We start from the raw sequence: 26,286 nt of genomic DNA on the forward strand, positions 1-26,286 counted from the left end.
AAAGTACGCTTTCAATGGCCTAGAAGAAACATCTCACTAATTACAATCATAAAACGTGCTACCAGTCATGGTAACACGTCTCATCATTTGCCTTTTACTCGTACTATATTTTTAAAAGCGTCGTTAAGCCTCTATTCATTAGCTCGCTTTATCAGCGTGCTCGCTTTTTTCGAGCATTTTATTGATAGGTTTCGCCAATAACAACAATACAACGGCTGTCACCACCAAAAAGACTGCCATCGTCGTAAAGAGTGTTGGCAATCCTTCGATTTTATCTGCTGAGACATTACCACCGAAGAATGCGGCAACAAGGTTACCCATCGCTAAAGAAGCAAAGAACAGCCCCATCATCTGTCCTTGCATGCCTTTTGGGGCAAGCTTAGTCATCGATGATAGACCTACAGGACTAAGTGCCAACTCACCAAGTGTCAGTAGCAGCAAACTACCCACCAACCACAACGGTGACGCGAGACCAGTATCATTGGTCAAGATACTCTTGGACGCCACAATCATCAAGCCAAAGCCTGCGGCGGCAAGCAGCATACCGAGAGCAAATTTTGCCATACTGCTAGGCTCAATGCCTCTGTTGCCAAGCTTAACCCAGATAATACTAATGATTGGCGCTAGCAATAAGATGAATAGAGGGTTGAGTGATTGAAACCAAATACTTGGTATCTCAAACCCTAAAACGTTCAAATCTGTATAACGATCAGCAAACAAGTTAAAAGAAGTCGGCTGCTGCTCAAAGCTTGACCAAAACAGCGTCGAGCCAATAATTAAAATAAAGCAAATCAACAAACGCAGCTTGTCGGTTTTATCAAGCCTAGGTGAAATGAACATAATAACAAAGTAGAGTATCACCACGGCTGCGATGATGTAGGTCATATACTCTGCTACCATTTCAGGCTGAAACGGCATGATCCCTGCAGAGACTAAAACGACGACTGCCACTAACAAGGCTAGGAATCCTGCGACCCAGCGGCCTACGTTTCTGTAACGGTCATTTGAGCGCTCCCACTCAGGAGTGATGCCCTTTGCTTGCGCGTAATGGGTCAGTGTCTTTTGAGCAGAAAAACGATAGGTGAGCAATGAGACCAACATACCCAGACCACCAACACCAAAGCCGACGTGCCACATGCCTTGTTCTTTGAACACTCCAACGATAAGCGCGGCTAATAACGCGCCGATATTGATGCCCATATAAAACAAGGTAAAGCCGCTATCACGGCGCACATCACCCTCTTCATACAACGCACCAACCATTACGGAGATACAGGTTTTAAACAGCCCTGAGCCCAAAACAATGCACATGAGACCGACAAAAAACAGCGTCATGCCAAACATAGCGGAGAGCGCAATACACAAATGCCCAAGAGCAATAATAATACTACCCCACCACAGAGCACGCTCTTGACCAAGCCAGTTATCAGCTAGCCAGCCCCCTGGTACCGCTGCTAAATATAACGAACCAGCAAAGATACCATAGATAGCAGATGCGGTGACTTCATCAAAACCAAAACCACCGCTGCCTACTGTCGCCACCATGAATAGTACTAATAGCGGGCGAATACTATAATAAGAAAACCGCTCCCACATCTCAGTAAAAAATAGCGGGCGCAGCGGCTTTGGGTGCCCCATAAAGCCATTGTCTAGCGACTCTAATTCAGCAGCACTGACCTCAGAACCTGATTCTCTGCTCATAACATTATTCCTTGAGGTATACGATAACAATAATGACCAAACCCTTTATTATTATGACGGACGGTCATATATTTGCGTTATTGTTTCATTAGATTATTCACAAGTAAAGAATAGATATGTTCATTAATTGAACAGACCATGCTAATTGTCATTTAGCGAGGATAACGCTTAGACGGCTTTTTCTACTGAATGTTTGGTGAGTAGCTATATATTAATAACAGAGATATTACTGACCTAACAACTGTAAATACATTGATAAAAAACTGACAAAAAAAAGCACCTATTTATAAATAGGTGCTTTTAGATAAATATAATATAACGATCAACTGCCCTGTTTCAGCAACCAGTCAATTAAGACGTGGTCTTTTCAAACGGCTCAGGTAATGGCGTGTTCTCATTCGATGGTGGTAATGTAGGATAGTTAATGACTGGCTGATCACCGGTAAGCGTCTTTAAGAAAGCCACTATATCTGTCGTTTCCTCTTCGGTATATTCACGGTTAAGCTGTATTTTACCCATGATATTGACCGCTTCGGCCAGTGAGTTTACTTGACCGTCATGGAAGTACGGATAGGTCAGCTCGATATTACGCAGGGTTGGTACTTTAAACACATACTTATCTGCTTCTTTACCAGTGACCGCATAGCGTCCTTCAGATAAATTTTGCGTGGTATATTTTTCAAACACCCCAAACTTCTGGAACGAGCTACCACCGAGTGCTATACCACTGTGACAAACAACACAGCCACTTTCTTTAAAGACTTTATAGCCATTTAGCTCTTGCGCCGTGATGGCGTCATCATCGCCACCAAGCCACTGATCAAAGCGTGAGTTGGGCGTTACTAAAGTATCTTCAAATATAGCAATAGCACTGGTGATTTGATCGATAGTAATATCACCATCGGTATCAAATGCTTCATTAAATCGTGTTTTGTACTCTGGAATAGAATTAAGTACCTTGACCACATGCTCATGGCTTGATGCCATTTCAATCGGGTTCTCGATTGGGCCGCCTGCTTGCTCCATTAGGTCTTTAGCACGGCCATCCCAAAATTGCGCCAAGAAAAAGCGGCTGTTGAGAACGGTTGGTGAGTTGATAGGCCCTTCTGCCCATCCATGCCCAATTGAAGTAGGTATGTTATCTGTACCACCTTTGGCAAGATCATGACAACTGTTGCAAGATAGGCCACCAGATTTGGATAAGCGCGTATCGAACCACAGCATATTACCCAGCTCAACTTTTTTAGGTTCAGTGATGGCGACTACCGGGATAGGCTCAATAGGCTCATCACGAACACTAACAATAGGCTCTGCCACAGTGTTTTCAGCACTGGCTGCAGCAGTGACTTCAGTCTCTACCACTTCAGCAGCGTCCTCATCCACCGCCACTTCCATATGCTCACCCGCTGGACGCAAGAAAGCCGAAATACCAATTAGCAGTACGATGGCTAAAAAAATGCCCACACCTGCCAAGGCATAGAGCAATTCTTTTTTTGGGTTATTTTGGCTTGAGTCGGCCATAGGTCACCTACTTATATTCATGGGTATGACGATGATTTTAAATTAAAATTTGCGTTTAAATCTAAGGTTAATACTGCTGATGGTAAAAGCTTATCAAGCTTATAAAAACGGTAGCTATGTAGCTGTCTGTATGACCGGCTGTATGATCGTACTACAGCAATAGACTACTGCTCGGTGTTTTCGATTTCAACATCACCTGCTTCCAAATCTCCATCCGCTTGCTCTGCAGTCAGATCAGCGTCGGCAACCGCTGCTTGATCGACGGTGTCATTAGCTCCATCCGTAGCCACTGGCGCTGCAGCTGCTGCGTCTTCAGCTGGCGTTTCTGCTGCGTCAGCGTCAGTAACAGAGGCTGTAGCATCTTCGGTTTCTTCTGCAGCTACCGGAGCATCTTCTGTCGCCACAACTTCCGCTTCATCGACTACCGTTGTTACTTCAGTATTTTCAACTGTTATATGCTGACCAGCTGGACGCAAAAAGGCTGAGATACCGACGATTAAGACGATCGTCAAAAACAGGGCAACACCGCCTAAAGCATACAAAAACTCTTTTTTTGGACTATTACTTCTGATATCTGCTGACATACCTTATCCACCTTGCGCAAAATATTTAAAATTTTAGCCTATTATATCGCAATTTATACCGATTTGTTAAAACCCTTAACTATTTAAAGGAATTATTATTAAGTACCATTAGTAAGGCAATGATGATTACCCTCTCACTTGCCCAGATTAGCACGATTGGTTGCACGCTTGCCTAGGTAGCTCAATAACAACAATAGCGTTATGACAAATAACACTGGGTAATGTCCGAAGCGCATAAAGGGCGTATTACCAACCCGAGCCTGAACCTCACCACGTAATACGGTACGCTCAAACTGCGGGGCGCGCTCTACAATGCGGCCTTTGTGATCAATGATAGCGGTCACACCAGTATTGGTGGCACGCATAAACCAGCGCCCATTCTCTAACGCGCGCATCTGCACCATTTGCAAATGTTGCAACGGACCTGCTGAGGTGCCAAACCAAGCATCATTTGAGATGGTTAATAAAAAGTCCGTACCAATCGCGTTTTTCCGAGTGGTATCAGGATATGCTACCTCATAACAAACTGCTGACCCCAAGCTATGCCCGCGCACCTGTAGTGGTGATTGCTGCTCACTCCCACGGCTATAGCTCATGATGTCTTGACTACCTGCCAAATCAGGTAAGATATCCAACAAACCTTCGAACGGAATATACTCGCCAAAAGGCACTAGACGTTGTTTTTTGTACAGACCTTCTGCCTCTGCTCCTAGGGCAATGACGCTGTTATAAAAAGGAGGGTACTTATCGGTACTGGGATCAAAAGCCGCTTCATCTTTATAAGGAATACCAGTCACCCAAGTAGTATTCGTTTCATTCGCTATTTTTACCATTTCATTGATAAATCCCCACGCTTCAGTCTGAAACATTGGAATCGATGACTCAGGCCACAGCACGATGTCACGCCCCCACTCTGTACTGGTCAACGTGGCGTAAATATTGAGCGTTTCTACTTGAAACTCTGTCAGCCACTTGAGATCTTGCGGGATATTACCTTGTATCAAGGATACCGATAAGTTGGGTGTGCCTTTGGGCTTGGTCCATTGTGGATTCATCAGCCACAACGACGTGCTGATCACCAATAGGGCTATCGAAACAATCATATAACCACCGCGGCGACGCAGTAGCTCTACGATACTTGCCGCTAGCAATACCGCGACGAAAGAAACAGCAAACACGCCAGCTATCGGTGCAAGCGATGACAACCAGTACTGTTCAGTAAACGCATAACCGACGAATAACCAAGGAAAGCCTGTAAATAGCCAAGTTTTCATCCATTCTTGTAGTATCCAAAGAGCCGCAAATGACAATGGCTGACGACCGAGCATACGATTGAATATCAAGGCTAAAAAACCATGAAACAATCCCATTCCCAGACCCATCAGCGCAATCATAATCAGCGCCAGCCATACTGGAGTATTACCATAGACATGAATAGAGGTATACAGCCAAAATGCGCCCACGCAGAACAGTCCTGTGCCATAAGCATGACCGATAAAAAACGCACGCTTACCAGTCATCTCTGGCAATAGCAAAGCATACAAAATAGCGGGCGATAGTAGCGCTATTGGCCAGATACCATAAGGCGCAAGGGCAAATAAAAACATCGCACCTGCAAGTAAAGCGATCACGATAGTCAGTCCAAGCGGCATGCGCTTAGAGCTATCAGGGTTTAGACGCTTTTGTAAATCAACAGTAGTCAGGCGCATAGCAAGGTATCCAAAATATCATTGTCCAAAACATTAATTCTTTGGGGTGTGCGGAACAGTCCCCAAGCAAAATTCAATCCGAGGCCGCCTAACAAACAACGATTTCAGCCTCTAAAAATTAAACCCGCCCATGATACCAGTCTGTACTCATGAATGGGTAAATTTGCGTAGCTGATGGCATTCATTCCAAGGGTAATACTAACGTCAAATCTAAAAAGCAAAAACACGACCGAAGCCGTGTTTGCATGTTCAATGTAATCAATAAATCAATGACTACCTATCAGTAGTTGTTGCTCGCCAGTGGTCTTGGTCAGTTCTAGGTTTTGAATAAAGCGCCCTTCTACATCAATGACCTTAATCTGCCAGTCATCAATTTGTACGCTTTCTCCTTCTAAGTCACCGACATAGCCAAGCGCCTGCATGACAAGTCCACCCATCGTATCGACATCGGTATCATCAAACTGGCTGCCTAGCTCGTCATTACAGTCTTCAATGACCGTAGACGCTTGGACTCGCCAAGTATTAGGCTTTTCTGGATGGGCAACGATATTATTGATATCACTGTCTTCATCAAAGTCATCATGCTCATCGACGATATCACCGACGATTTCTTCTAGCAGATCTTCCATAGTGACCACGCCAGCAAAGTTACCAAACTCATCAATCACAATTGCCATATGAACTTGCGTGCGCTGCAAGGAGCGCAGTAGCGTATCAGAGCGTGCAGTCTCACTAATATATAGCGGCTGACGCACCAAGTCTTTTAGACGTTTGCTATCTATCCTATCTTCTTGATCGCGCACCATATGCACCAAGATAGGAATCAAATCCTTTGCCAATAAGATACCAATCACCGCATCATCATCTTGGCTATCAAATACTGGATAGCGCGAATGCGTCGTATCAAGGATGATATCCATCACCTCTTTGAGACTGGTGCTTTCATGTAGGCCAATAACTTGCGGGCGCGGCGTCATAATCTCACGCACTTGGGTGGCGGGCAGATCGAGCACACCCTCTAACATATCCACGGTGTCAGGCTCTAAGAACTGACGCGAGTCTTGTACCAAGCGAATCAATTCGTCACGGGTTTCGGGGGCGGTCGATAGCCAGCGTTTTAAGCCGCGCATCGACCAACTACTCGGGCTGGGAGTGTCGTCAGACATGTTGATGTGATTTAACCTCTTTAGTTAATAGCAATGAAAACGATAGATGGGGATAAAAAACGATAAAAAAACCAACCAATCAATTATTAGATAATAATAGACCAGCGTAGATTAGCTCCACTTTATCGTAAGCCTACAAGACATTCAACGACAAAATTATCCAATATTGTATTGTCAGTGTGTTATAAACTTTGCTATGGTCAAAGCCTTTATTTATTCAAACTATCCTTATGTCGCTACGCAATTTTTTCTCTAAGTTCTTGTCGTCTCTTAAAGCCGATCATAGTGGGTCAGCCAGTACGAGTAACGACACACATCGACCAAGAAATTGGCGGCATTATATTGTGCAGTTTTTATTAATCATTGCCTTGATATTGTCAGCACTGTGGCTGTTGATGGCAGTCTGGTACCAGCTTGGCGCGACGTCACCTATGACATGGCTGGCAACGATTTTCATCATCGGCTCGCTCACAGCGTTACTCAGTAATCGTTATTGGCCAAAGCTGATTCACAAAGTACTTCCAAAGTCAGTCGCGAAGACCGTTATCAATCACCATATGAGTAGCAAATGGCTAGCAGGACTTTATGCTGCTATCTGGCTCATCGGTGCTGGCTGGTTCGTCTCCCTCTCTCCGCAGCAAGACCGTGATTGGCAACCTGAAGTCAGTCAAAGACTCTCTTATGAGCGGGATGCAAATAACCCTGACTTAATCACCTTTACCAATATACGTAACTTTGATTGGCACACTAGCGAGGATGCCACCGAACGTTGGGAGACGCGTACGGTGGATATGTCCAAGCTCTCTGGCGTCGATATCATCAACTCATACTGGATGGGGCCACTAATTGCCCACACCTTGGTCAGCTTTCGCTTTGAAGATGAGCGTCCGCTGTCTTTTTCACTTGAGATTCGTAAAGAAAATGGAGAATCATTTTCATCGCTGGGCGGACTGTTTAAGCGTTATGAGCTGAGCCTGATCGCTGCTGAAGAGCGTGACATTATCTACACTCGCAGCAATGCACGCGGTGAGCAGGTATACCTATTCCCTGTCAGCAACTTAAAGCAGTCTGAAGTAAAATCGTTATTTGAGTCTTATCTGACGGTAGCTGATGAGCTAAATGCCGAGCCTGCTTGGTACAACACCTTGACCAGTAACTGTACCAATATTATCTTTTATATGGCACGTATCATCAGTGGTGAGAGGTTGCCATGGGACTATCGGATTTGGGCGTCGGGCTGGTTGCCCAACTATCTATACGAGATAGGTATGTTGCCAAAAGCGCCAAAAGAAGAGGCGCAACCTTGGTCAATGGACACTTGGTATGAGCGTGCGCATATTAATCCAAAAGTTAGGGGTTTTGATAACCAGTCCAATGTAGACGCAAGTGCTAATAGCAGTGAGTTTTCTACTCAAATTCGTCAAGACCTTCCCATTCCGATGCTTACTGATGCTAACAAAATCGCTGACTAGGGCGACTAAGGCGTCACCCAAGTCACCACGCGCATCTCCATTTCTTCATCAGACATACCTGTCTCTGAGACGCAGCGCCCTGCTACCCCAACGTTGGCCGCGCGCATTTGCTGCTGCGTGGCTACTGCATCTTTGGTCAATAGTAGATGCCATGCAGGCAATGACTGGCCTTTATACAAGCGCTTGTATGCACAGTGCGCGGGCAGCCACATCATGTCAGGTAAATTCTCAATCGTCAGCTGGATACAGTCTGGTACATACTCTTGGCGTGATTCGTAATGTCTACAGTAGCCTGTAGCACAGTCCATCAGCTTGCAAGTGACATCCGTATATTCGACCAACTCCTCGTCCACATTGCCCTGCTCATCTTCGTCGATATACTTAATGAGGCAGCAGCTGCCACAGCCATCGCATAACGCTTCCCATTCGCTATGCTTGAGTTCTGCCAACGCAAAGCGCTCCCAAAACTGTGGGCGCAGTGAATCAGCCGTCTTAGTACTAACATCATTGCCAATATCAGACTCAGGAAACAAAGTCACAGATGGATCCGTTTTAGCATTTGCATCAAACTTTGATTGAGAGTCTGAATCAGAATTTGAGTTGGCTTCATTGTTATTTAACAAATTTATAGTCATAAAATTGCAGTAGCTCTTTAATATAGAGACATTTTGATAGAGAGAGTTACAGTATTATAGCTGTTTTTATTGCTGATGGGCGTTATGGTAATACGAGTCTGCACATTGAAGACACAAAAATATAAGTAAATAAAACTCAAACTATAAAAGGGAAATAATATGTCAATTAAGACTTATGAGCTTATTAGTACGACAGAAAACGGCGTTGAGCTAATCAGTTATATTGCGCTACCTGAAGATGCTTCGGCAGACAACCCAGTCGCGGGTATCATGGTTGCCCCAGAGTGGTGGGGAGTAGTAGATTACCCAAAATCAGTGACTGAGCGTTTAGCAAAGGCAGGCTATGCTGCGATAGCAATGGATGTCTACGGCGAAGGTAAGCTAACAGCAGATGCTGCGATGGCTAATATGTGGATGACGCAAGTACTTGAAGATCAAGACATGCTGATGGAACGCTGCCGTTTGATTCTTAACGACTTTAGTGATCAATTAGCGGTTGATAAAGACAATCTGGGCGCAATTGGCTTTTGCTTCGGTGGCAAAATCGTGCTTGATATGGCCCGCGTTGGCATGCCATTAAAAGCAGTTGCCAGCTTCCACGGTAACCCGACACCCAAACAGCCTGCGGACAAAAACTTTAGTGCAAAAGTCTTGTTTGCCCACGGACGTGATGATTCGATGGTGTCTATGGATGCAGTAGAAGACTTCAAAAAAGAAATGGAAAACGCTGGCGTCGATTACACTGTTGATGTGTATGACAATGCTAAGCACGGCTTTACCAACCCTAATGCGGATGAGCGCGCTGCCAAAAACGATGTGGATTTGGGCTACAACGAAGCCGCTGCCAAGCAAAGCTGGGATAAAATGATGGACTTTATGAAAACTCATTTAGCGTAGTTTTTATAACTGCGTTTTATAAGGCCATGTATAAAACAAGCTAAATAGCCTTACGATAAACCATGAGAGCCGCTTAATGATATTAAGCGGCTTTTTTAGTTTTTGTCAATTTTAGCTTTTGTTAAAGAATAGAATGAATGGAAATTCTAGCCTGATGACTTTGTTTCTGTAGTAAACTTAACGCCATCACAAAAGTATGAAATCACCATCTTGCTTTTGACATATTATTAAAAAAGGTTGTTAGATCAATGAGTAATGCTAGTATCCAATGGTTCCCTGGACACATGAACAAAGCCCGCAACGAGATCAAAGAGATCATGCCAGAGATGGATGTGGTCATCGAGGTCATCGATGCGCGCATTCCATACAGTAGCGAAAACCCGATGGTGGCAGCGCTACGTGGACAAAAACCTGTCATTAAAATATTAAATAAAGCAGACCTTGCCGACCCCCATCAAACGCAAGCGTGGATTGAGTATTTAGAAAGTCAGGATCAAGTCAAAGCCATTGCCTGCGACGACAATAAATCCAGCGAAGTCAAACGTATCGTGCAGATATGTAAACAATTAATGCCTAACAAAGTCGGTACTGGTCGGCAAATTAAAGTGCTGATCATGGGCATACCAAACGTTGGTAAATCGACGCTGATCAACAGTCTGGCTGGACGCAGCATCGCCAAAACGGGCGATGAACCTGCCGTTACCAAGTCGCAGCAGCTCATCAAAATCGATGATGACATCATGCTCTATGATACACCTGGCATGCTCTGGCCAAAAATTGAAAACCCCAATTCAGGCTACCGCTTAGCAGCCACGGGCGGTATCAAAGATACGGCTTTTGACTTTGATGATGTGGCTGGCTACACCGCTGAATATTTGATTCAGGCATATCCTGAGCTGCTCAAAGAGCGTTATAAGGTCGAAGATTTACCAAAAACCGACTGGGAGTTTTTTGACGTTGCGGGACGTAATCGAGGACTGTTAAAAAAAGGCGGCGTCGTTGATACCTACCGTATGTCTGAGATTTTGGTCAATGAGCTGCGCAGTGGCACACTGGGTCGCATTACTTTAGAGACACCAAAAATGCGTGAAGAGGAGCTGTTATTGGTAGAGGAAATACGCGCACAAGCGGAAGCGAAAAAAGAAGCTAAACTAGAAGAAAAGCGTTTACGTAAAAAGCGTGCAAGGAAGAATCGGAAGTAGATTACTACATAGCTTGCGTAATTAAAAATTTTTAATATTCAAAGTTTAGACCAACTTTATTACTCATAAAGGCTACTATGACTCCATCTGCTAAGACCATTCAAATCTATCTCCCTAAAGGCAATCCGCGCAGACTACGTTTGGCGGAGATAACTACAATTCATACTTATAATATCAATCTGTATCTTTTTTTGAGCTTATGTAGGGTGCGCCCAGCGCACCGATAAGGACTCATTACATCCTTGCATCAACTCTCATTACACCCCATAAACCACCTTAATCATATATTTTTAAAAATGCTATTTTGATTTACAAGGAATACGCTTGTCTACTTTATTCTCTCAACCTGAATCATCTTTAAACACCTTCGCCCCCCGCCTACTCGACTGGTTCGAAATTAACGGTCGCCATGACTTACCTTGGCAACAGCATCAGACCGACACACCCAATCCTTATGTCGTTTGGTTATCAGAAGTCATGCTCCAGCAAACGCAAGTAACGACTGTACTGCCCTACTTTGCGCGTTTTATGGACACCTTTCCAACGGTGCAAGATTTAGCCGCAGCAGAGTGGGATACAGTGGCGGAGCATTGGGCGGGTTTGGGCTATTATGCGCGCGCGCGGAATTTGCATAAAGGCGCGAAGCAATTGGTCGAGATAATTGATGAGACTGGCGACTTTCCGCAAACCCTAGCAGGTTGGGAGTCGATATCTGGCGTTGGCCCGTCTACCGCTGGCGCAATTATGGCGATGGGGCTGCATCGTTATGGCGTCATCTGTGATGGTAATGTCAAAAGGGTGCTGACGCGTTGGGCGGCGATTGACGGTGATATTACCAAATCTGCCACGACTAAAGAGCTGTGGGCATTAGCGAAGCGTCTGACCCCTAGAGAGAGTTCAGGATTATTTGCGCAAGCCATGATGGATATGGGCGCAACTTTATGCACACGTAGCAAGCCTGCCTGCCTGTTATGCCCGCTACAAGACGACTGCTTGGCACATGCTGAGGGGCGTGAAACTGAGTATCCAGTCAAAGCAAAAAAGCCGCCCAAACCCAGTAAGTTTAGCCATGCATTATTGATTCAGAACACTGAGGACGAACTTTTATGGCTTCAACGCCCTGATAACGGTATTTGGGGTGGGCTATGGAGTCTGCCATTGCAGTTTGTAGAGAGAGTTGATGGCAAAACGGGTAAGGGACAAAACAGCACAAAAGATAAGTCGTTAAATGTGCGCAGCAACGAAAAAGTATATGAGACAGAATTTACCACCGCTGAGCAGATTATCAATGAATGGCTAGAAGAAAATAAGATAATCGCAGAATCAATGAACAATACCTTGCTTGACGATGCGCCAATTAAGCATACGTTGACGCACTTTCATTGGTATTTGACGCCATACAAGCTATCTATTAGTACGACACAGATAACTGAATTAAACGATAAGCTAGGTGCTGCTGAAATAGAGTTTAGATGGCTCACCACGCAGCAAGCTGAGGACAGTTTAGGCTTACCACGCGCGATGGGCAAAATTATAGAGGGTTAAAGGCTAATTAATAATAGGGTTAAGACTTAGGCACCCGCAGACGCATCAAGCCTTCTTGCTGTACAGTTGCCACTAGCTTGCCATCCTGCCAAAACTGACCATGATTAAGTCCCATCGCATTGGAGGTCGTATCGCTCCACATGTCATATAATAGCCAATCATTTAGATCAAACGGGCGATGAAAATGCATCGAATGATCAATGCTTGCCGCTTGCAGACCTTTAGTCATAAAGCTAACTCCGTGTGACATCAGCCCTGTACCGACCAAATAAAAATCAGATGAGAATGCCAATAGTGCTTGCTGAATAGCGACAGGCTGCGCGCCAAGCTCGCGAATACGCAGCCAGTTGGCTTGCTTGGGTTTCATCGGTTCTGGATTGATGGGGTCGCGCGGCTTAACAGGCTTAATCTCTACATGACGACGACGCATAAAACGTGCCTTAAGCGCATCAGGTATTTTGCCTACGTATTCTTCTTTTAAGTCTTGCTCGGTCGGCAGATCTTCTGGCGGTGGATACACAGGCATGTCTTCTTGATATTCCAAGCCCTCCTCCATCGCTGAAAATGAAGAGATCATTGAAAATATCACTTGCTCAACGGGCGGCTTACCTTTTACTTGCTTATATTGAATGGCCGTCACTTCACGCGCTGATAAGCTGCGACCATCCCGCAGGCGCCGCACTTGATAGATGACTGGCTGATCGATATCACCACCGCGCAAAAAATACCCGTGCAACGAATGGCAGGGCTTGTCTTCATCCAGTGTACGAGCAGCTGCCATGATTGCTTGCGCAAGCACTTGTCCACCAAAAATACGAGCACCGACATAGTCATGGCTTTTGCCTTCAAACACATCGGGACTTACTTCTATCAATGATACGGTAGCAAGGAGCTCATCAATAAGTTGTAAATAATTAGACATGACGGTAAGTCTCCTATTTTTTCAATGACTATGTTTTTTTATGGTTATAGATGAGCGCTATGTTGGTGATACGACATACTTATGAGCCAATACCTGGTGTTTATTATTAATATAATCGATACACTCTAAAAATGTCATAGCGCTACTGGGATGAATTTTGCGCAGCCTCTGGGTACGCAGCACGCAAGTAAAATTTATACCAGTAGCGCGTTTAAATCCATAACAGTCTTACATTCAGCTAAATATAAGGCGTATGCAGCACTCAACAAAGATGTATGACTCAGTACGCTCAGTAGCAGTCAGCTTTGCTCAGATTCATAATCACATAAAACGGCAAACATCTTACCCAATATTTATGGCTTTGACCAGTTGCTGACAGCATACGCACACGCTTTAGCCTGACTGCTTAGGTAGCACTTTTTTGAGCAATGACTTTACTTTTAAGTAATGCTAGCGCTGTCCATGAAAAAAGAGGCGCTGTTTAGCACCTCTCCTTTACTCTCATTTATTACGGCTACGGTTTAACCGATACCAACACACGGATGGAGTCTGGTACTAATGATAAGTTGGCTAACGCCTGTTCACCTTGCTCTTGCAGCTGCTCTAGACGCTCAATTTCTGCAGGGCGTACATTGGGGTTAATGGTTTGCAAATGCTTGAGACGTTTGATTTCACGAGACCACTGCTGACTGAAGCGCTCATTTGCTTGCGCACCAATGTCAGCAAGCTGCGCACGTGCAATCTCTTCGGCTTCATAGTAACGCTGCTCTATCACATCACCGCGCACTTTTACGACCTGCCGCGCACGGTTTTTATCTAAGCGCTCGATATGAGGCAAGATCATCTCACTGCTGATACGTGCGGACAGATCGCTGCCTTGCTCACTAATAAAAACCCGAATCGTTTGGGCAGGTAAAGTCGCTGGCAAATTCAATACTTTCGGAGCAATGACTTCCACGCGGAAATTCACTTCTAGCATCACCATCCCTTGCGGCATCGCAGCACTCTTAAGCATCGCAACCGTGGTATTACCAAAGGTAGTATTGGTCGCCAACTCATAAATCGCGCGCATCAATGGGTGTTCATGAGTGATAAAATCAATGTCTTCACGCTGTAGCGCTTGCTCACGCTCAAACGTCAGTGTCATGCCGTCTTCTTCACCAAGTGGTAACCCTTCGATATACTCACTAATCTCTGTGCTATCGACTGGGGCAATCACCCATGAGCCATCACGTTGGATACTGTGATCTATATTGGCCGAGGCAAAGAAACGCTCAATGAACTGCGGCAGTAGATTGTGACTGTCAAATTCGTGCATCGCGTTGGCAATACGACCAGCGACACGAGGACGACAAGAGTTATATTCTAGCAGGCGATCTCGTCCCGCTTGTAGCTGCGCTTCCAATGCCAGTCTTAATTGCTTGGCTTCTACGATTAAATCTTGTAAAAGCACATGATTGTCAGCGGTATCTGCGCCTTCAAGTAAGGGCTTGAGCGTTTGGATATATTGCTCTTGCACACTTTGAGCGGTTGGCGATATTTGGTTAAACATATTGAGTGCGCTGTCATACCATTGATACATGCGCTCTTGTGCCGTGCCTTGAACATAAGGCACATGCAAGGTGATTTGCTTGGTCTGCCCGATACGATCAAGGCGACCAATGCGCTGCTCTAAGATATCTGGATTGGCAGGTAAATCCCATAAGATAAGCTGGTTTGCAAACTGGAAGTTGCGCCCTTCAGAGCCAATCTCAGAGCACAGTAGTATCTGCGCGCCTTCGCTATCGGCAAAGAATGCCGCCGCTTGGTCACGCTCCAGTAACGCCATTTGCTCAGTAAAGATAGCGGTTTTGATACCAGCATGTAAGCGCAATACTGCTTCCAAGCTTTCTACGGTCGCGCCACTACGGGCAATGAGCAGTACTTTTTCGTGTTTTAGCTCACCTTTTAAAATATCAATCAGCCATGGCACACGTGGGTCATCTTCTAGCCAGCCACCGTCGGGCTGATTTTCTTCACCCCACAGCTGCTCACGCAGTTTGCCGTTGGTTTGATAGCTGTCTTGCCACGCCTCAGGTAGCGGCAAAGGATGTGGCCTACTGCTACGGCCATAAAACCCTTTGACACTCTCGCGGGTATTACGAAACAGTATCCGTCCAGTACCATGACGATCTAGTAGCTCATTGAGCGCATAAGTACGCAGCTTGTCATCTTCATTAATGGTAGCCAGCTCATCAGCATCTACGTCCAACAGATGAGTCAAAGCCGTAATCTGGCCAGCACTTAAGGGCTTGTCTTCTATCAATACCCCTGCCACGGCGGCGGTTTCAGCGAACGCATCTTGACCCGCGATGAACTCATCTAAGTCATCAAAACGATCGGCATCAAGCAGGCGCAGACGAGCAAAGTGGCTTTGCGCACCCAACTGCTCTGGAGTTGCCGTCAGTAGCATAACGCCAGGCGTCTCTTCTGCAAAATCGGCGACCAAATCATATTTCTCATTGCCGCCCATCTCCTGATCCCAGTGCAAGTGATGCGCTTCATCGACGACGAGCAAATCAAAGCCAGCATCTATTGCCTGCTCATAAAGGTCATGGTGATCAAGCAGCAAGTCCATTCCCGCAATGATGCATTGCTCAGTCAAAAACACATTTTGCTCAGGATCATGTTCTTTAATAGCAGCGGTACGTACCAAATCAAATAACGCAAAGTTAAGATTAAAACGGCGACGCAGCTCAATCATCCACTGATATTGCAAGCTGTCAGGCACCAATATGAGGACACGCTCAGCCTTACCAGTGAGTAGCTGCTGGTGGATAATCAGGCCAGCTTCAATGGTCTTACCCAGACCCACCTCATCGGCGAGCAACACACGCGGTGCAATACGCTTGCCGACTTCGTGCGCAATATAAAGCTGATGCTCAATGATATCGACGCGCGCGCCCATCAAGCCTTTGAGTGGGTGACCCGCCAGCGCTGATTGCATACGCAAAATATCTTGACGCAGCTCATACCAATCGCCGCGCTCTATACGTCCTGCTAATAGACGCTCAAGCGGTTTTGCCAAGGTGATATTTGCTGCAAGCCGGGTTTCCATGATGCCTTTTTCGTGCTCATCGACACTGTATTTGAGTACGCCCATCACCTCATCGACAGCAGTGACAATATAATCATTGCCTTGTTGGTCACTGATACTATCGCCAACCTTAAATACTACCCGTGATAGCGGTGCAGAGTTTTTTGCATATACGCGTGTCTCTTCGCTTTGCGGGAACAAGATGTGCACACAGCGGTCATCGACATCGATGACCACACCCAATCCAAGCTCGGATTCAGTATCAGATAAATAACGTTGGCCAACGGCGAATTCGGTACTGTGCAATGAAGCGGCAGAGATAGTCATAGGGCGATGTCTTTTGTACTCAGATGATAAGAAAATAGTTGGTAACAGCGACTGCATTGATCCAAAAAGATCAGCATCAACCATTACCATATAAAGCGGGCACCATGTTTTAGCAGATGCTTATTTAATAGGTACTTATAAGTAGTTCTGGCTAAGCTTTTATCCGACTCAGCCAGTCAGGTGCAGCATTATATAACGTAACCTGCTAGATGCGTGCAGTAAGTTACATTTTCAAGAGCATATCCCAATGCTCAGCCTGCTTTTTTGTTTTTGAGCAAAGCATGCTACATTGAATGCTTGTACAGACCATACAAAAAACAAACCACATCAACAGCCATACAACCAGTATTAAAAACATCAGTATAAGAAACACTTTGTATAAATGATGAAATATCTGGCCAATAGTGATGTATAAACAAGGAGCGGACATGCAAGCAGTTTTTTTAGATAAAGGGACGTTTTCTGATGGCGTAGACTTGCCAGCACCAACAGGGATAAGTGATTACATTACCTATGATGACACCGCTTCAGATCCAGAACTCATTATAGAGCGTAGTAAAGATGCTGAGATCATCATTGCCAATAAGGTAAAGATCTCTGCTGATGTCATCAGTCGCCTGCCTAACCTCAAGTTGATTCAATTAACAGCGACTGGTATGGATAACGTCGATCAAGACGCTTGTGATAAGCATGGCGTTACTCTCTATAATGTCGCCGGCTATGCGGTGAAAAGCGTGCCCGAACATACCTTTATGCTTATGCTCAGCGCCATGCGTGCAGGACTGCACTATCATAATAAAGCCATCGACGGCACCTGGCAGGATGATGGCAACTTCTGTCTACTTGATATCCCGTTGATAGATTTGGAAGATAAAACCCTAGGCATCATTGGTGTCGGTACCATTGGCAAACGCGTCACTGAAATTGCCCGTGCCTTTGGCATGACCGTCCTCTGGGCAGAGCATCAAGGGCGCACGCCGCGTAGCGATCACTATACGGCATTTGATGACGTACTCGCCCGCTCAGATGTGCTCAGCTTACATTGCCCGTTAAATGAACATACCAAGCATCTAATAAACAAAGACACCTTGGCAAAAATGGCTAAAAAACCGCTGATTGTCAACGTTGCCCGTGGCGGTGTCGTCGACAGTCAGGCGCTCACTGATGCTGTGCAAAATGAACAGATTATTGGCTATGCCAGTGACGTATTCGAACAAGAACCCATCGTTGATAATGATCCTTTACTAAGCATTGCTCACCATCCTCGCGTGATATTTAGCCCGCACAACGCTTGGGGTAGCAAAAGCGCACAGGAAACTTTATGGCAAATCTTAAGCAGACAAGTAGCTGACTTCATTAGTCAGCACTAAAGGCCAAACTCAATTAATAGGATCTATTAAAAAGGTACTGGGCTTTCCCAATCCATCCAAGCACCCAATACTGGGTGCTTGAGTCGCAGTTGCTGCGCATGCAAATTCAGTCGCGGCGCAACCTCTAACGCAGCACCCTCAGCATAGATAGGGTCTCCAATGATGACGTGCTCGCAATGCACCATATGTACCCGCAGCTGATGGCTGCGCCCTGTGACCGGCTTGAGTGCAACGCGTGTCACCGCTTGCCCATTGCACTCCTCATAGCCAAGCACCTCATATAGCGTGAGGGCGTTTTTTTTCCAGTCATGGTCGACGATGTGGCGCGGCTTGGTTGTTGGCTCGTAACGCACTGGTACTGATATCCTGCCCGTTGCACCTATGGTTTCCCATTTACCAAAAACCCGCGCTTGATAGGTCTTTTGTGGTAAGCGATCAATGAACTGCTTACTGATATTGCTTTGCGCGGCAGCGTTTTTTGCAAATATCAGCAGCCCAGAGGTATCCATATCCAACCGATGAATCAATTTTACACTTGGATTGGCGCGCTCAAGTCGTGATAGCAGACTCACCTTCAGCGTTTTGCCATCGACGCTCAATAGCCCTGCAGGCTTATCGACCACCCAAATATCATCATCCTCATATACCGTAATCTCTCGTGCAAACGCTTGAAAAAACTCTATCGGATACTGGGTTTCTTGTTGGTTTAGTTCAATTACGACATCATCGGTGATAGGCATAAAAATTGGCTACTTATAGTAATGGGTTAAAAGTTGATTTATATATGATGAATAAACAATAGGTTCTATCCAAAAACCTACACAGTCGCTTCACTATAAAAACAGTAAAGCGCTACGGGTCTAATTCTAATATTGGTACTTATTTTCGTTAGGCGTGAATATAGACCATACAACGCTTATTGACTGATATTGTGACTGAGTGTTGTGATTTATTGTACTTATATCAATTGTTGAGCAATTTAACCTGCTAGCAGCTACCAACGTCTGGCAAACATGTTAATATAATGGCATATTTTCATTCATACTTAACCTTTCTTTAGCTGCCAATGTGTGCGCAATTAGCAGAATAAGTGTTTGAACTTATTCCATTAATGCGTTTATCATCGACTGGTAGCTGAGATAATACAACAAGAGAGAAAAACTATGTCAGACCTTATTGTTAATACTACCGATGCCAATTTTGACCAAGACGTGTTGCAGTCAGATGTACCTGTCTTGGTAGACTTTTGGGCTGCTTGGTGTGGTCCTTGTAAAGCCATTGCGCCTATTTTAGAAGATTTGGCCACCGACTACCAAGGCAAAGTTAAAATTGTCAAAGTGGACGTAGATAATAACCCACAAGCTGCTAGCCGTTTTGGCATTCGCAACATTCCAACCCTGTTTGTTTTCAAAGGCGGTGAAAAAGTGGATTCAGTCATGGGCTTACAGCCAAAAGCTGAGCTGGCTAAAGTGCTTGATAAGCACCTATAAGTCATTGGCTATGAGTGCTAAATAAAAAGTACTCAAAAACGCTTATGAAAACCAAATTGGCCATTATCTGTACAAGATGATGGCTTTTTTGTGGTTATATCAATAAAAAAATGAATAATACCACTTTTTTCGTAATAATTATTGACAAGTCTGGCGTGAAAACCGTATAGTCTGCTGACAAGAGAAACATAACAGTTTTCCTGAGCGTCTTGTCGCTATTCTCCTAGTGTTTATCAACACAAAACACAATTGTTATTTTTGAAAAAACTACTAAACACTATTACTGATACTGAGTTCTTATCGTAGACTCTTATGTAGCCTTCTTTATCATCTTCACTTTTTGTCATCCTGCCAACATATTGGGCAGCCAATGATAATCTGATGCATAAAAATCTATGCTAGATATAACTCAATTCTGTGCACACATCCTATCGATATACTATCGTTGTTTCATCCATGTCGTGGGTTGTGCTGCTAACGGCATCTCTCGCCTGATAAATTGCTAATGACCTATCTATGAATTTAACTGAATTAAAGAAAAAATCCATCGCCGAGCTATTGGCTATCGCCAAAGAAATGGGTCTTGATAATATGGCGCGTAGCCGTAAACAAGACATCATCTTTGCTATCCTAAAAACCCATGCCCGTAACGGCGAAGCCATCTATGGCGACGGTGTCCTTGAAGTGCTACCGGACGGTTTTGGTTTTTTACGCTCATCTGAAGGCTCATATTTGGCAGGTCCTGACGATATCTACGTCAGTCCCAGTCAGATTCGACGCTTTAGTCTCAAAACAGGCGACAGTATCGCTGGTACCATTCGGCCACCAAAAGATTCCGAGCGTTATTTTGCGCTACTAAAAGTAGGCGAAATCAACTTTGATACTCCAGATCGCTCGCGTCACAAGCTTATTTTTGAGAACTTAACGCCACTCTTCCCAACTGAGCAGCTTAAGCTTGAGATAGGTAACGGTACCACTGAGGATTTGACAGGTCGTATTATCGATCTGATTGCCCCTATTGGTAAAGGCCAGCGTTCTATTATTGTGGCACCGCCAAAAGCTGGTAAAACCGTCCTGTTGCAAAGTATCGCGCAATCGATTACCCGTAACAATCCTGAATGCTACTTAATTGTGTTACTCATTGACGAGCGTCCAGAAGAAGTTACCGAGATGGTACGTACCGTACGCGGTGAAGTGGTCGCCTCTACCTTTGATGAGCCGCCGCAGCGCCATGTACAAGTCGCTGAAATGGTCATTGAAAAAGCCAAACGTTTGGTCGAGCACAAGCAAGATGTGGTTATCTTACTTGACTCCATCACTCGTCTAGCTCGCGCTTACAACACTGTGATCCCGTCATCGGGTAAAGTGCTGACGGGTGGTCTCGATGCCAACGCCCTTGAGCGCCCAAAACGTTTCTTCGGTGCTGCACGTAACGTTGAAGAAGGCGGTAGCTTGACCATTATTGCCAGTGCTCTGATTGATACTGGTAGTAAAATGGACAGCGTTATCTTTGAAGAGTTCAAAGGTACGGGTAACCAAGAGATTACCCTTGAGCGTGATTTGGCTGAAAAACGTGTTTTCCCTGCGATTAACATCAAAAAATCTGGCACACGCCGTGAAGAACGCCTGCTAGATGAAGATAAGCTACGCAAGGTCTGGATTCTGCGCAAGCTACTTCAGCCTATGGACGGCTCGCAAGCCACTGAATTCTTACTCGATCGTCTCAAAGAAGCAAAGACCAATGATGAGTTCTTTGAGCAAATGAAACGTAAGTCACAGAATTAATAAGCCTGAAGTAGCAGAACTCTTTCTTAGACTGTCAGCTGCTTTTTGAATAAACGTGTAACTTTATCTGAGTATGAAGACTGTGCTATTTAAACGTTTATGAAGGTTCTATTAAATTTTAAAAAGACTGCATGATTGCGGTCTTTTTTATTGCTTAAATAATTCCTCAATAGTGTTAGCTTACTATTGATAGAAACACAAGAATACTAATGATTAATAAACGAATTGATTGGTAATGATATAGTAGAGAAACATCGATTACACGGTATTGCAAAGATTAGCGTTTTTACTACGACTTGCAAGGTTTAATAGGTTATTCTTGAGCTTAGTAACTTGAGCTTAGTACAAACATACTTTAGTAACTAACATCATTTATAGGATATCAGCATTTTGGCTTGGCTTAATTTACTTACTCATAATTGAATGAGAGAGTCTATCTATGCTATGTTGAACTCATGGCCAATGCTTTTAGTTTAGCATTTAATGCTTTTCTTAAAATCAGTGGCAATGAAATATCTTATTATAAAATTTTATGACTTAATAGGTGATAATATGAAATTCGCTAAAACTATCGCAATGACTGCTATTGCAAGCTCGGCTCTAATCATGACTGGTTGTAACTCAACTGGTGGATACGGGTATAATACTGGCTTGAGCAATACGGCTAAAGGTACTGCTGCAGGCGCTGCTGCTGGTGCACTTATCAGAAGTGGTGGCGACAGTAAAGACATCGCACGTGGCGCGCTCGCTGGTGCTGCTGTTGGTGGTGCAGGTGCTTATATTCTTGACAACAGCAACAAATAATTAAGCGGCTGTTATCGAACGTGCTTAAATTTAGGAACTTATAATGCTTAAATTCGAGCACAAAAAAGGCCTACAATTCAATTGTAGGCTTTTTTTATGATTAGCGTTTATTATAAGACCAAAAGATTTCTTTATATTGCTCCACTAAAGGTATCACAAGATTGAACACTGCCACTCTCAAGGCCTCTAGTGAACCAGCTGACACGCTGCTGACTGCTACCATGAGTAAAACTATCTGGTGTCACCATCCGACCACTGGCCTGAGCAAGACGATCATCACCGATTTGACTGGCAGCATTTATTGCTTCATCGATATCACCAGGCTCCAAAAACTGTACACGTTGCTGATTACGATTCGCCCAAACGCCTGCAAAGCAATCTGCTTGTAGCTCCTGAAGTACTGACAGCTTATTTGCCTGTACTTTAGTGACTTGACGACTGGCCTGATTGACTTGCTGAGTAATCCCTAGCAACGTCTGCACATGATGACCAACCTCATGAGAGATGACATATGCTTGAGCGAAGTCACCAGCTCTGCCTTGGTTCTCTTGATCGCCTGATCCTTGTTGATCACCTGCGATACCAAGATTTTGACGCATCTCTACAAAAAAAGAAGTATCAAGATAAACGGTCTGGTCACCTGGGCAATAAAAAGGACCGGTTGCAGACGTCGCGCTGCCACAAGCTGAAGTCACTTGACCATTAAAGAGGATTAATGATGGCTCTTGATAAGTTTGTCCACCCTCATTAAATATTTGATGCCACACTTCTTCAGTATCAGCGAGTACAACCTTCACAAACTGAGTATCACGGTCATCGCCTGTCGCAGGCTCAGTTGAAGTACTGCTACCCCCACCAGCCACTACTTGACCCGTTTGTAAGGCGGTCATTGGGTTCACGCCAAATACCAACCATAAAATACCAGCAATGATAATACCCCCGATACCGCCACCGATCATTTTGCCACCGCCGCTACTGGTACGTACGTTGGAGCTCCCTCTTCTACCGCGCCATTTCATAATGTATTCCTTAAATATATGGTTTGTATTTTTAATTATCGTTGTTGGTTTAACAGCTCATCATAGTCACAATATATCAGGCTCAATCTTCAAAAATACTAAAATGATATTAATTCTCATTAATTTTTAATCTCCTAGATAAAGCCTTATACTTTAATCGTTCATGTAAGTCTTTTGTCAGTGGTTGTTAGACTTTCTTGATTTGTTGACTACCTATATGGCTGAATAGCCTTTTATATTTGCCTTTATTATCATGATGATATAAAGTCTCACAAATGACAGCGACAATAGAGATTGTATCTCTAACTTTTATTGGCTGACGAATAAAGAGTTGCTTGATACGATACCACTTCTCAGCGTTTTAGTTGATTATACGCAAAACATCTTCATAAGATGTATAAAATCCTATACCAAAGTAGTATTAGTAAAGTTTATTTACTATCTTATTGTTACTTAATTGTACAACCCCTTTTCTTTTGAAAAAAAAACGTATAGAATGCCTGCAAGCTGAGTAGCTGTAACTGAGACCAGTTGATTTTCGAAATATTTCGAATACTCAACCCTCAGGAGCTGCTACTGCTCATTTCATTTCCTGGAGAATATATATGAAACTTAAATTACTTGCTCTTGCTGGTATCATGACTGCTTCTATGGGCTTAGTTGCCTGTGATAGCAACACCGAAAACGCTGCTGAAGATTTATCTGACGCACAAGAAGAAGTGCAAGACGCACAAGAAGAGCTAAACGAAGCTGCTGCTGACGGCGAAGTTGTTACTGCTGACGCTGTAGAAGCCGTAGAAGCTGCTGAAGCTGATATTGCTGATGCACAAGCTGCTACTGCTACTGACGAAATGGATGCTGAAGTTCCTGTCGACGGCGAAGCTACTACTAGCATGGACGTAGCTAGCGAAACTGACGTAGCTGTAGCTGAAGCTGATACAGTTGTTGAAGAGCCAGCACAGTAATTTTTGTTGCTTATGCAATAAAGACATACTGAGTCAAAAAAAAAGAGAGCCTAACGGCTCTCTTTTTTATTGTTTTTTTATTCTCTTACAACGATAAAACGATGTCACTTTACTCAAGTACCTAGTTTTTTGACTGCATCAAAAGTAGCGTTATCTTGGATATATAATCACTCATTTTTTAGCTATGCTTTTTGAGCACTAAGCTCGCGCATTAGATTGCTAGCCGCTTCGGCATTCAATAAGTACGGATTGAAATCGATAGTCGTAGAGTACTTAAGATAGATAGCTGCATTCGCTTCTGTGGGTGAGGCATAGTTCATCGACCACTTGGCCCACTCTCTGTGTTTTAACTCGTGAGTTTCAATGAGCTGTAAATCGTGATGTCGCTGATCTGCAATCAAACCTTATAATAGACGATTTATCTGCGCTCTAGGGCCTTCAATAGTTTGTAAAAAATAATTTTTATTAAAAACCAGCATACCAGTAATACCATTAGCAGCATTGTTCTTTTGTGCTTGTTGTAAGATTTCATTGAAATCTTTAGCAGATACATCTGGATTTGCGCGGCTTGCATATGTCATGCTTACTAGAATGTGTGCATCTGAGTTCGATTGGGCCATATCTTATCTCTTATATAAGTTCTATTGAGTATAACTAGCTGATTGAAAACCAAGACTTTTTCTTTTTAGAAGCGATATTTGCTTCTGTTTCTTCTTGCTCTTGAATGGTTGATAATGTGTCAATTAACATCATAATTTGCTTGGTACTCATCAGGTAAGGGTTGAATTGGGACCCCGTTGAGTACTTAAGCGCAAGCTCTTTATTATCCTCACTTGGAATCAAGTATTTCATTGACCATTTATTCCAACGTCGCTGCTCAACCTCACAGCATTCAATAACTTGCAACGAAAAATGCCTATCATCTTTGATCAGTTTTCGTAGCAGCTCATTAATCATCGGCCTAGCTCCTTCGATACTTTGAAGAAAATAGTTATGATTGAATACCAGCGCTCCTGTAATACCGTTGCGGGCATTGTTCTGTTGTGCTTGAGCAAGAATGCACGTAACCTCGCCATTCTCATTGTGGTTGTTATAACGGCTAATATAAGTCAACCGCAAAATAATATGCTCGCCATGCAACATGTTGGCATTATTTGCTTCTGAGAGCTCAGCTAGTCCCATTAAGGTACTCCGATTAGTTAGCTAGATTTTTATTGAATGCGACAGTCAAATAAATAACTGCCAAGAAAGCATCACAGTTGACGCTTAATAGTTTTTAAGAAGCCACTCATACCACGTGAGAGGCTGCCACTGTTAGCGCTTTGAATTTCTTCAGCCAGAGCCAATAACTGTGAGCTATCATCGCACTGCTCTAAGCTCAGCAAATAGCTCCAAGCTTCTTGAGCTGCTGCATTTTTTTCGATATAAGTCGCTAACTCCGACTTTAGCACTTCGTAAGTGTTATCAGGCTTTCCAGAGGTGAAAGCGTTGTTCGGCGTAGAGTTTTTATCTGACTGCTGAACACTAAATGCCTTATCAAACTCAGCCTCAATATTTTTTGAAGAAAGCTGCGTCGCTTGAGACTGAGATACTGGCTTAGGTGTTGGTATAACTTGAGAAGAAGCGTTGTCCTGACCGACTAACTCTATACATTGAAACTCTACGAGCAACTCAAAAAGTGGTTCTACCCCACCAAATTCTATAAACATTTTGCTCTGATTCAGTGTCTCAAGATAGTGCTGGTAAGTCTTTTTTCCATCAATCATGATGAGTAAGGTTCTTGCCTCACGCGGTAACACGCCCAGAGTTTGATTTTTGATCTCTTCTCGGCCTAAATCACTTTTTCGAAATACATCATTGTTGTTCATTTTATACGCCCATCACCGATACCTAAGCAGTCACTACAATGCGTGCTGTCTAAGTAAGTTTTTATGCTATAAGCCGTCATACAGCCTCCTCCTAACGTTATAAGCGCTATTAAAAAATGCCTATGATAACGTCAGAAGTTCATAGCAACTTAATTGATATACAGTCAGTTAATTTTTAAAAGGATACTTTGATGCTCTGTAAGAGTTTTGCATCGAGTAGATTACACT

Annotated in this window: 23 protein-coding genes; 9 read left to right on the forward strand and 14 right to left on the reverse strand. The window is 44.0% G+C overall.

What is annotated here, in order from left to right; all coding sequences use genetic code 11:
- Positions 1 to 138: 138 nt before the first annotated feature.
- The 5 genes from JMX03_RS13075 to JMX03_RS13095 form a co-directional block, all read right to left on the reverse strand.
- Entirely contained in the window at positions 139 to 1,701 is a 1,563-nt protein-coding gene (locus tag JMX03_RS13075) for a peptide MFS transporter (protein ID WP_201597288.1), read from the reverse strand.
- 351 nt (positions 1,702 to 2,052) lie between these two features.
- Entirely contained in the window at positions 2,053 to 3,222 is a 1,170-nt protein-coding gene (locus JMX03_RS13080) for a cytochrome-c peroxidase (RefSeq protein ID WP_201597289.1), read from the reverse strand.
- A 164-nt stretch (positions 3,223 to 3,386) separates the two neighbouring features.
- Positions 3,387 to 3,806 carry a hypothetical protein gene (locus tag JMX03_RS13085; RefSeq protein ID WP_201597290.1) on the reverse strand — a complete coding sequence of 140 codons (420 nt, stop codon included), beginning with the start codon at positions 3,804 to 3,806 and terminating at the stop codon, positions 3,387 to 3,389.
- 134 nt (positions 3,807 to 3,940) lie between these two features.
- Positions 3,941 to 5,515 (reverse strand): apolipoprotein N-acyltransferase, encoded by a 1,575-nt coding sequence (lnt, locus tag JMX03_RS13090; RefSeq protein ID WP_201597291.1) that lies wholly within the window; start codon positions 5,513 to 5,515, stop codon positions 3,941 to 3,943.
- Between the two features lie 266 nt (positions 5,516 to 5,781).
- The gene (locus JMX03_RS13095; protein ID WP_201573326.1) at positions 5,782 to 6,681 is read right to left on the reverse strand and encodes a CBS domain-containing protein; all 900 of its coding nucleotides are present in this window, start codon (positions 6,679 to 6,681) and stop codon (positions 5,782 to 5,784) included.
- A gap of 230 nt (positions 6,682 to 6,911) precedes the next feature.
- Between JMX03_RS13095 and JMX03_RS13100 the strand changes: the two genes are divergently transcribed.
- A complete protein-coding gene (locus tag JMX03_RS13100; protein ID WP_201597292.1) occupies positions 6,912 to 8,153 on the forward strand; it encodes an Lnb N-terminal periplasmic domain-containing protein in 1,242 nt (413 codons plus the stop codon).
- A 5-nt stretch (positions 8,154 to 8,158) separates the two neighbouring features.
- On the opposite strand, the gene JMX03_RS13105 is transcribed toward JMX03_RS13100, so the two are convergent.
- Positions 8,159 to 8,668: a YcgN family cysteine cluster protein gene (locus JMX03_RS13105; protein WP_227695937.1), complete on the reverse strand. Its 510-nt coding sequence runs from the start codon at positions 8,666 to 8,668 to the stop codon at positions 8,159 to 8,161.
- A 279-nt stretch (positions 8,669 to 8,947) separates the two neighbouring features.
- Between JMX03_RS13105 and JMX03_RS13110 the strand changes: the two genes are divergently transcribed.
- The 3 genes from JMX03_RS13110 (at position 8,948) to mutY (ending at position 12,432) form a co-directional block, all read left to right on the forward strand.
- On the forward strand, positions 8,948 to 9,685 hold the full coding sequence (locus JMX03_RS13110) for a dienelactone hydrolase family protein (protein WP_201597294.1): 738 nt from the start codon (positions 8,948 to 8,950) through the stop codon (positions 9,683 to 9,685).
- Between the two features lie 248 nt (positions 9,686 to 9,933).
- Complete coding sequence (gene ylqF / locus JMX03_RS13115) at positions 9,934 to 10,887, forward strand: ribosome biogenesis GTPase YlqF (protein ID WP_201597295.1); 954 nt, start codon at positions 9,934 to 9,936, stop codon at positions 10,885 to 10,887.
- 324 nt (positions 10,888 to 11,211) lie between these two features.
- Positions 11,212 to 12,432 carry an A/G-specific adenine glycosylase gene (gene mutY, locus JMX03_RS13120; RefSeq protein WP_201597297.1) on the forward strand — a complete coding sequence of 407 codons (1,221 nt, stop codon included), beginning with the start codon at positions 11,212 to 11,214 and terminating at the stop codon, positions 12,430 to 12,432.
- A gap of 19 nt (positions 12,433 to 12,451) precedes the next feature.
- On the opposite strand, the gene JMX03_RS13125 is transcribed toward mutY, so the two are convergent.
- Both JMX03_RS13125 and rapA read right to left on the reverse strand, forming a co-directional pair.
- Positions 12,452 to 13,354, reverse strand: coding sequence for an acyl-CoA thioesterase (locus tag JMX03_RS13125; protein WP_201573302.1), 903 nt, complete (start codon positions 13,352 to 13,354; stop codon positions 12,452 to 12,454).
- 514 nt (positions 13,355 to 13,868) lie between these two features.
- Positions 13,869 to 16,757, reverse strand: coding sequence for an RNA polymerase-associated protein RapA (rapA, locus tag JMX03_RS13130; RefSeq protein WP_201597299.1), 2,889 nt, complete (start codon positions 16,755 to 16,757; stop codon positions 13,869 to 13,871).
- 428 nt (positions 16,758 to 17,185) lie between these two features.
- Between rapA and JMX03_RS13135 the strand changes: the two genes are divergently transcribed.
- Positions 17,186 to 18,127, forward strand: coding sequence for a D-2-hydroxyacid dehydrogenase (locus JMX03_RS13135; protein ID WP_201597301.1), 942 nt, complete (start codon positions 17,186 to 17,188; stop codon positions 18,125 to 18,127).
- A gap of 26 nt (positions 18,128 to 18,153) precedes the next feature.
- Here the strand turns inward: JMX03_RS13135 and JMX03_RS13140 are convergent, their stop codons facing one another.
- Positions 18,154 to 18,867 (reverse strand): RluA family pseudouridine synthase, encoded by a 714-nt coding sequence (locus JMX03_RS13140; RefSeq protein WP_201597303.1) that lies wholly within the window; start codon positions 18,865 to 18,867, stop codon positions 18,154 to 18,156.
- Positions 18,868 to 19,290: 423 nt separating this feature from the next.
- Between JMX03_RS13140 and trxA the strand changes: the two genes are divergently transcribed.
- The 3 genes from trxA to JMX03_RS13155 all read left to right on the forward strand — a co-directional run bounded on the left by trxA (position 19,291) and on the right by JMX03_RS13155 (position 22,206).
- On the forward strand, positions 19,291 to 19,617 hold the full coding sequence (trxA, locus tag JMX03_RS13145) for a thioredoxin (protein ID WP_201573294.1): 327 nt from the start codon (positions 19,291 to 19,293) through the stop codon (positions 19,615 to 19,617).
- Between the two features lie 516 nt (positions 19,618 to 20,133).
- Positions 20,134 to 21,402, forward strand: a complete 1,269-nt coding sequence (gene rho, locus JMX03_RS13150; RefSeq protein ID WP_201573292.1) for a transcription termination factor Rho — start codon at positions 20,134 to 20,136, stop codon at positions 21,400 to 21,402.
- Positions 21,403 to 21,954: 552 nt separating this feature from the next.
- Entirely contained in the window at positions 21,955 to 22,206 is a 252-nt protein-coding gene (locus JMX03_RS13155; protein WP_201573290.1) for a hypothetical protein, read from the forward strand.
- Positions 22,207 to 22,337: 131 nt separating this feature from the next.
- Here JMX03_RS13155 and ypfJ read toward each other — a convergent pair whose 3' ends face one another.
- Positions 22,338 to 23,225: a KPN_02809 family neutral zinc metallopeptidase gene (gene ypfJ, locus JMX03_RS13160; protein WP_201597305.1), complete on the reverse strand. Its 888-nt coding sequence runs from the start codon at positions 23,223 to 23,225 to the stop codon at positions 22,338 to 22,340.
- A 605-nt stretch (positions 23,226 to 23,830) separates the two neighbouring features.
- Between ypfJ and JMX03_RS13165 the strand changes: the two genes are divergently transcribed.
- The gene (locus tag JMX03_RS13165; protein WP_201597307.1) at positions 23,831 to 24,190 is read left to right on the forward strand and encodes a hypothetical protein; all 360 of its coding nucleotides are present in this window, start codon (positions 23,831 to 23,833) and stop codon (positions 24,188 to 24,190) included.
- A 182-nt stretch (positions 24,191 to 24,372) separates the two neighbouring features.
- On the opposite strand, the gene JMX03_RS13170 is transcribed toward JMX03_RS13165, so the two are convergent.
- The 4 genes from JMX03_RS13170 to JMX03_RS13185 form a co-directional block, all read right to left on the reverse strand.
- A complete protein-coding gene (locus JMX03_RS13170; protein WP_201597309.1) occupies positions 24,373 to 24,510 on the reverse strand; it encodes a hypothetical protein in 138 nt (45 codons plus the stop codon).
- A gap of 84 nt (positions 24,511 to 24,594) precedes the next feature.
- On the reverse strand, positions 24,595 to 24,810 hold the full coding sequence (locus JMX03_RS13175) for a BLUF domain-containing protein (protein WP_201597313.1): 216 nt from the start codon (positions 24,808 to 24,810) through the stop codon (positions 24,595 to 24,597).
- 34 nt (positions 24,811 to 24,844) lie between these two features.
- On the reverse strand, positions 24,845 to 25,372 hold the full coding sequence (locus JMX03_RS13180; protein WP_201597314.1) for a BLUF domain-containing protein: 528 nt from the start codon (positions 25,370 to 25,372) through the stop codon (positions 24,845 to 24,847).
- Between the two features lie 71 nt (positions 25,373 to 25,443).
- Positions 25,444 to 26,058, reverse strand: coding sequence for a hypothetical protein (locus JMX03_RS13185; RefSeq protein WP_201573280.1), 615 nt, complete (start codon positions 26,056 to 26,058; stop codon positions 25,444 to 25,446).
- Positions 26,059 to 26,286 lie beyond the last annotated feature (228 nt).

Origin of the sequence: Psychrobacter fulvigenes (genome assembly GCF_904846155.1) — a bacterium.
GTDB classification, from domain to species: Bacteria; Pseudomonadota; Gammaproteobacteria; order Pseudomonadales; family Moraxellaceae; genus Psychrobacter; species Psychrobacter fulvigenes.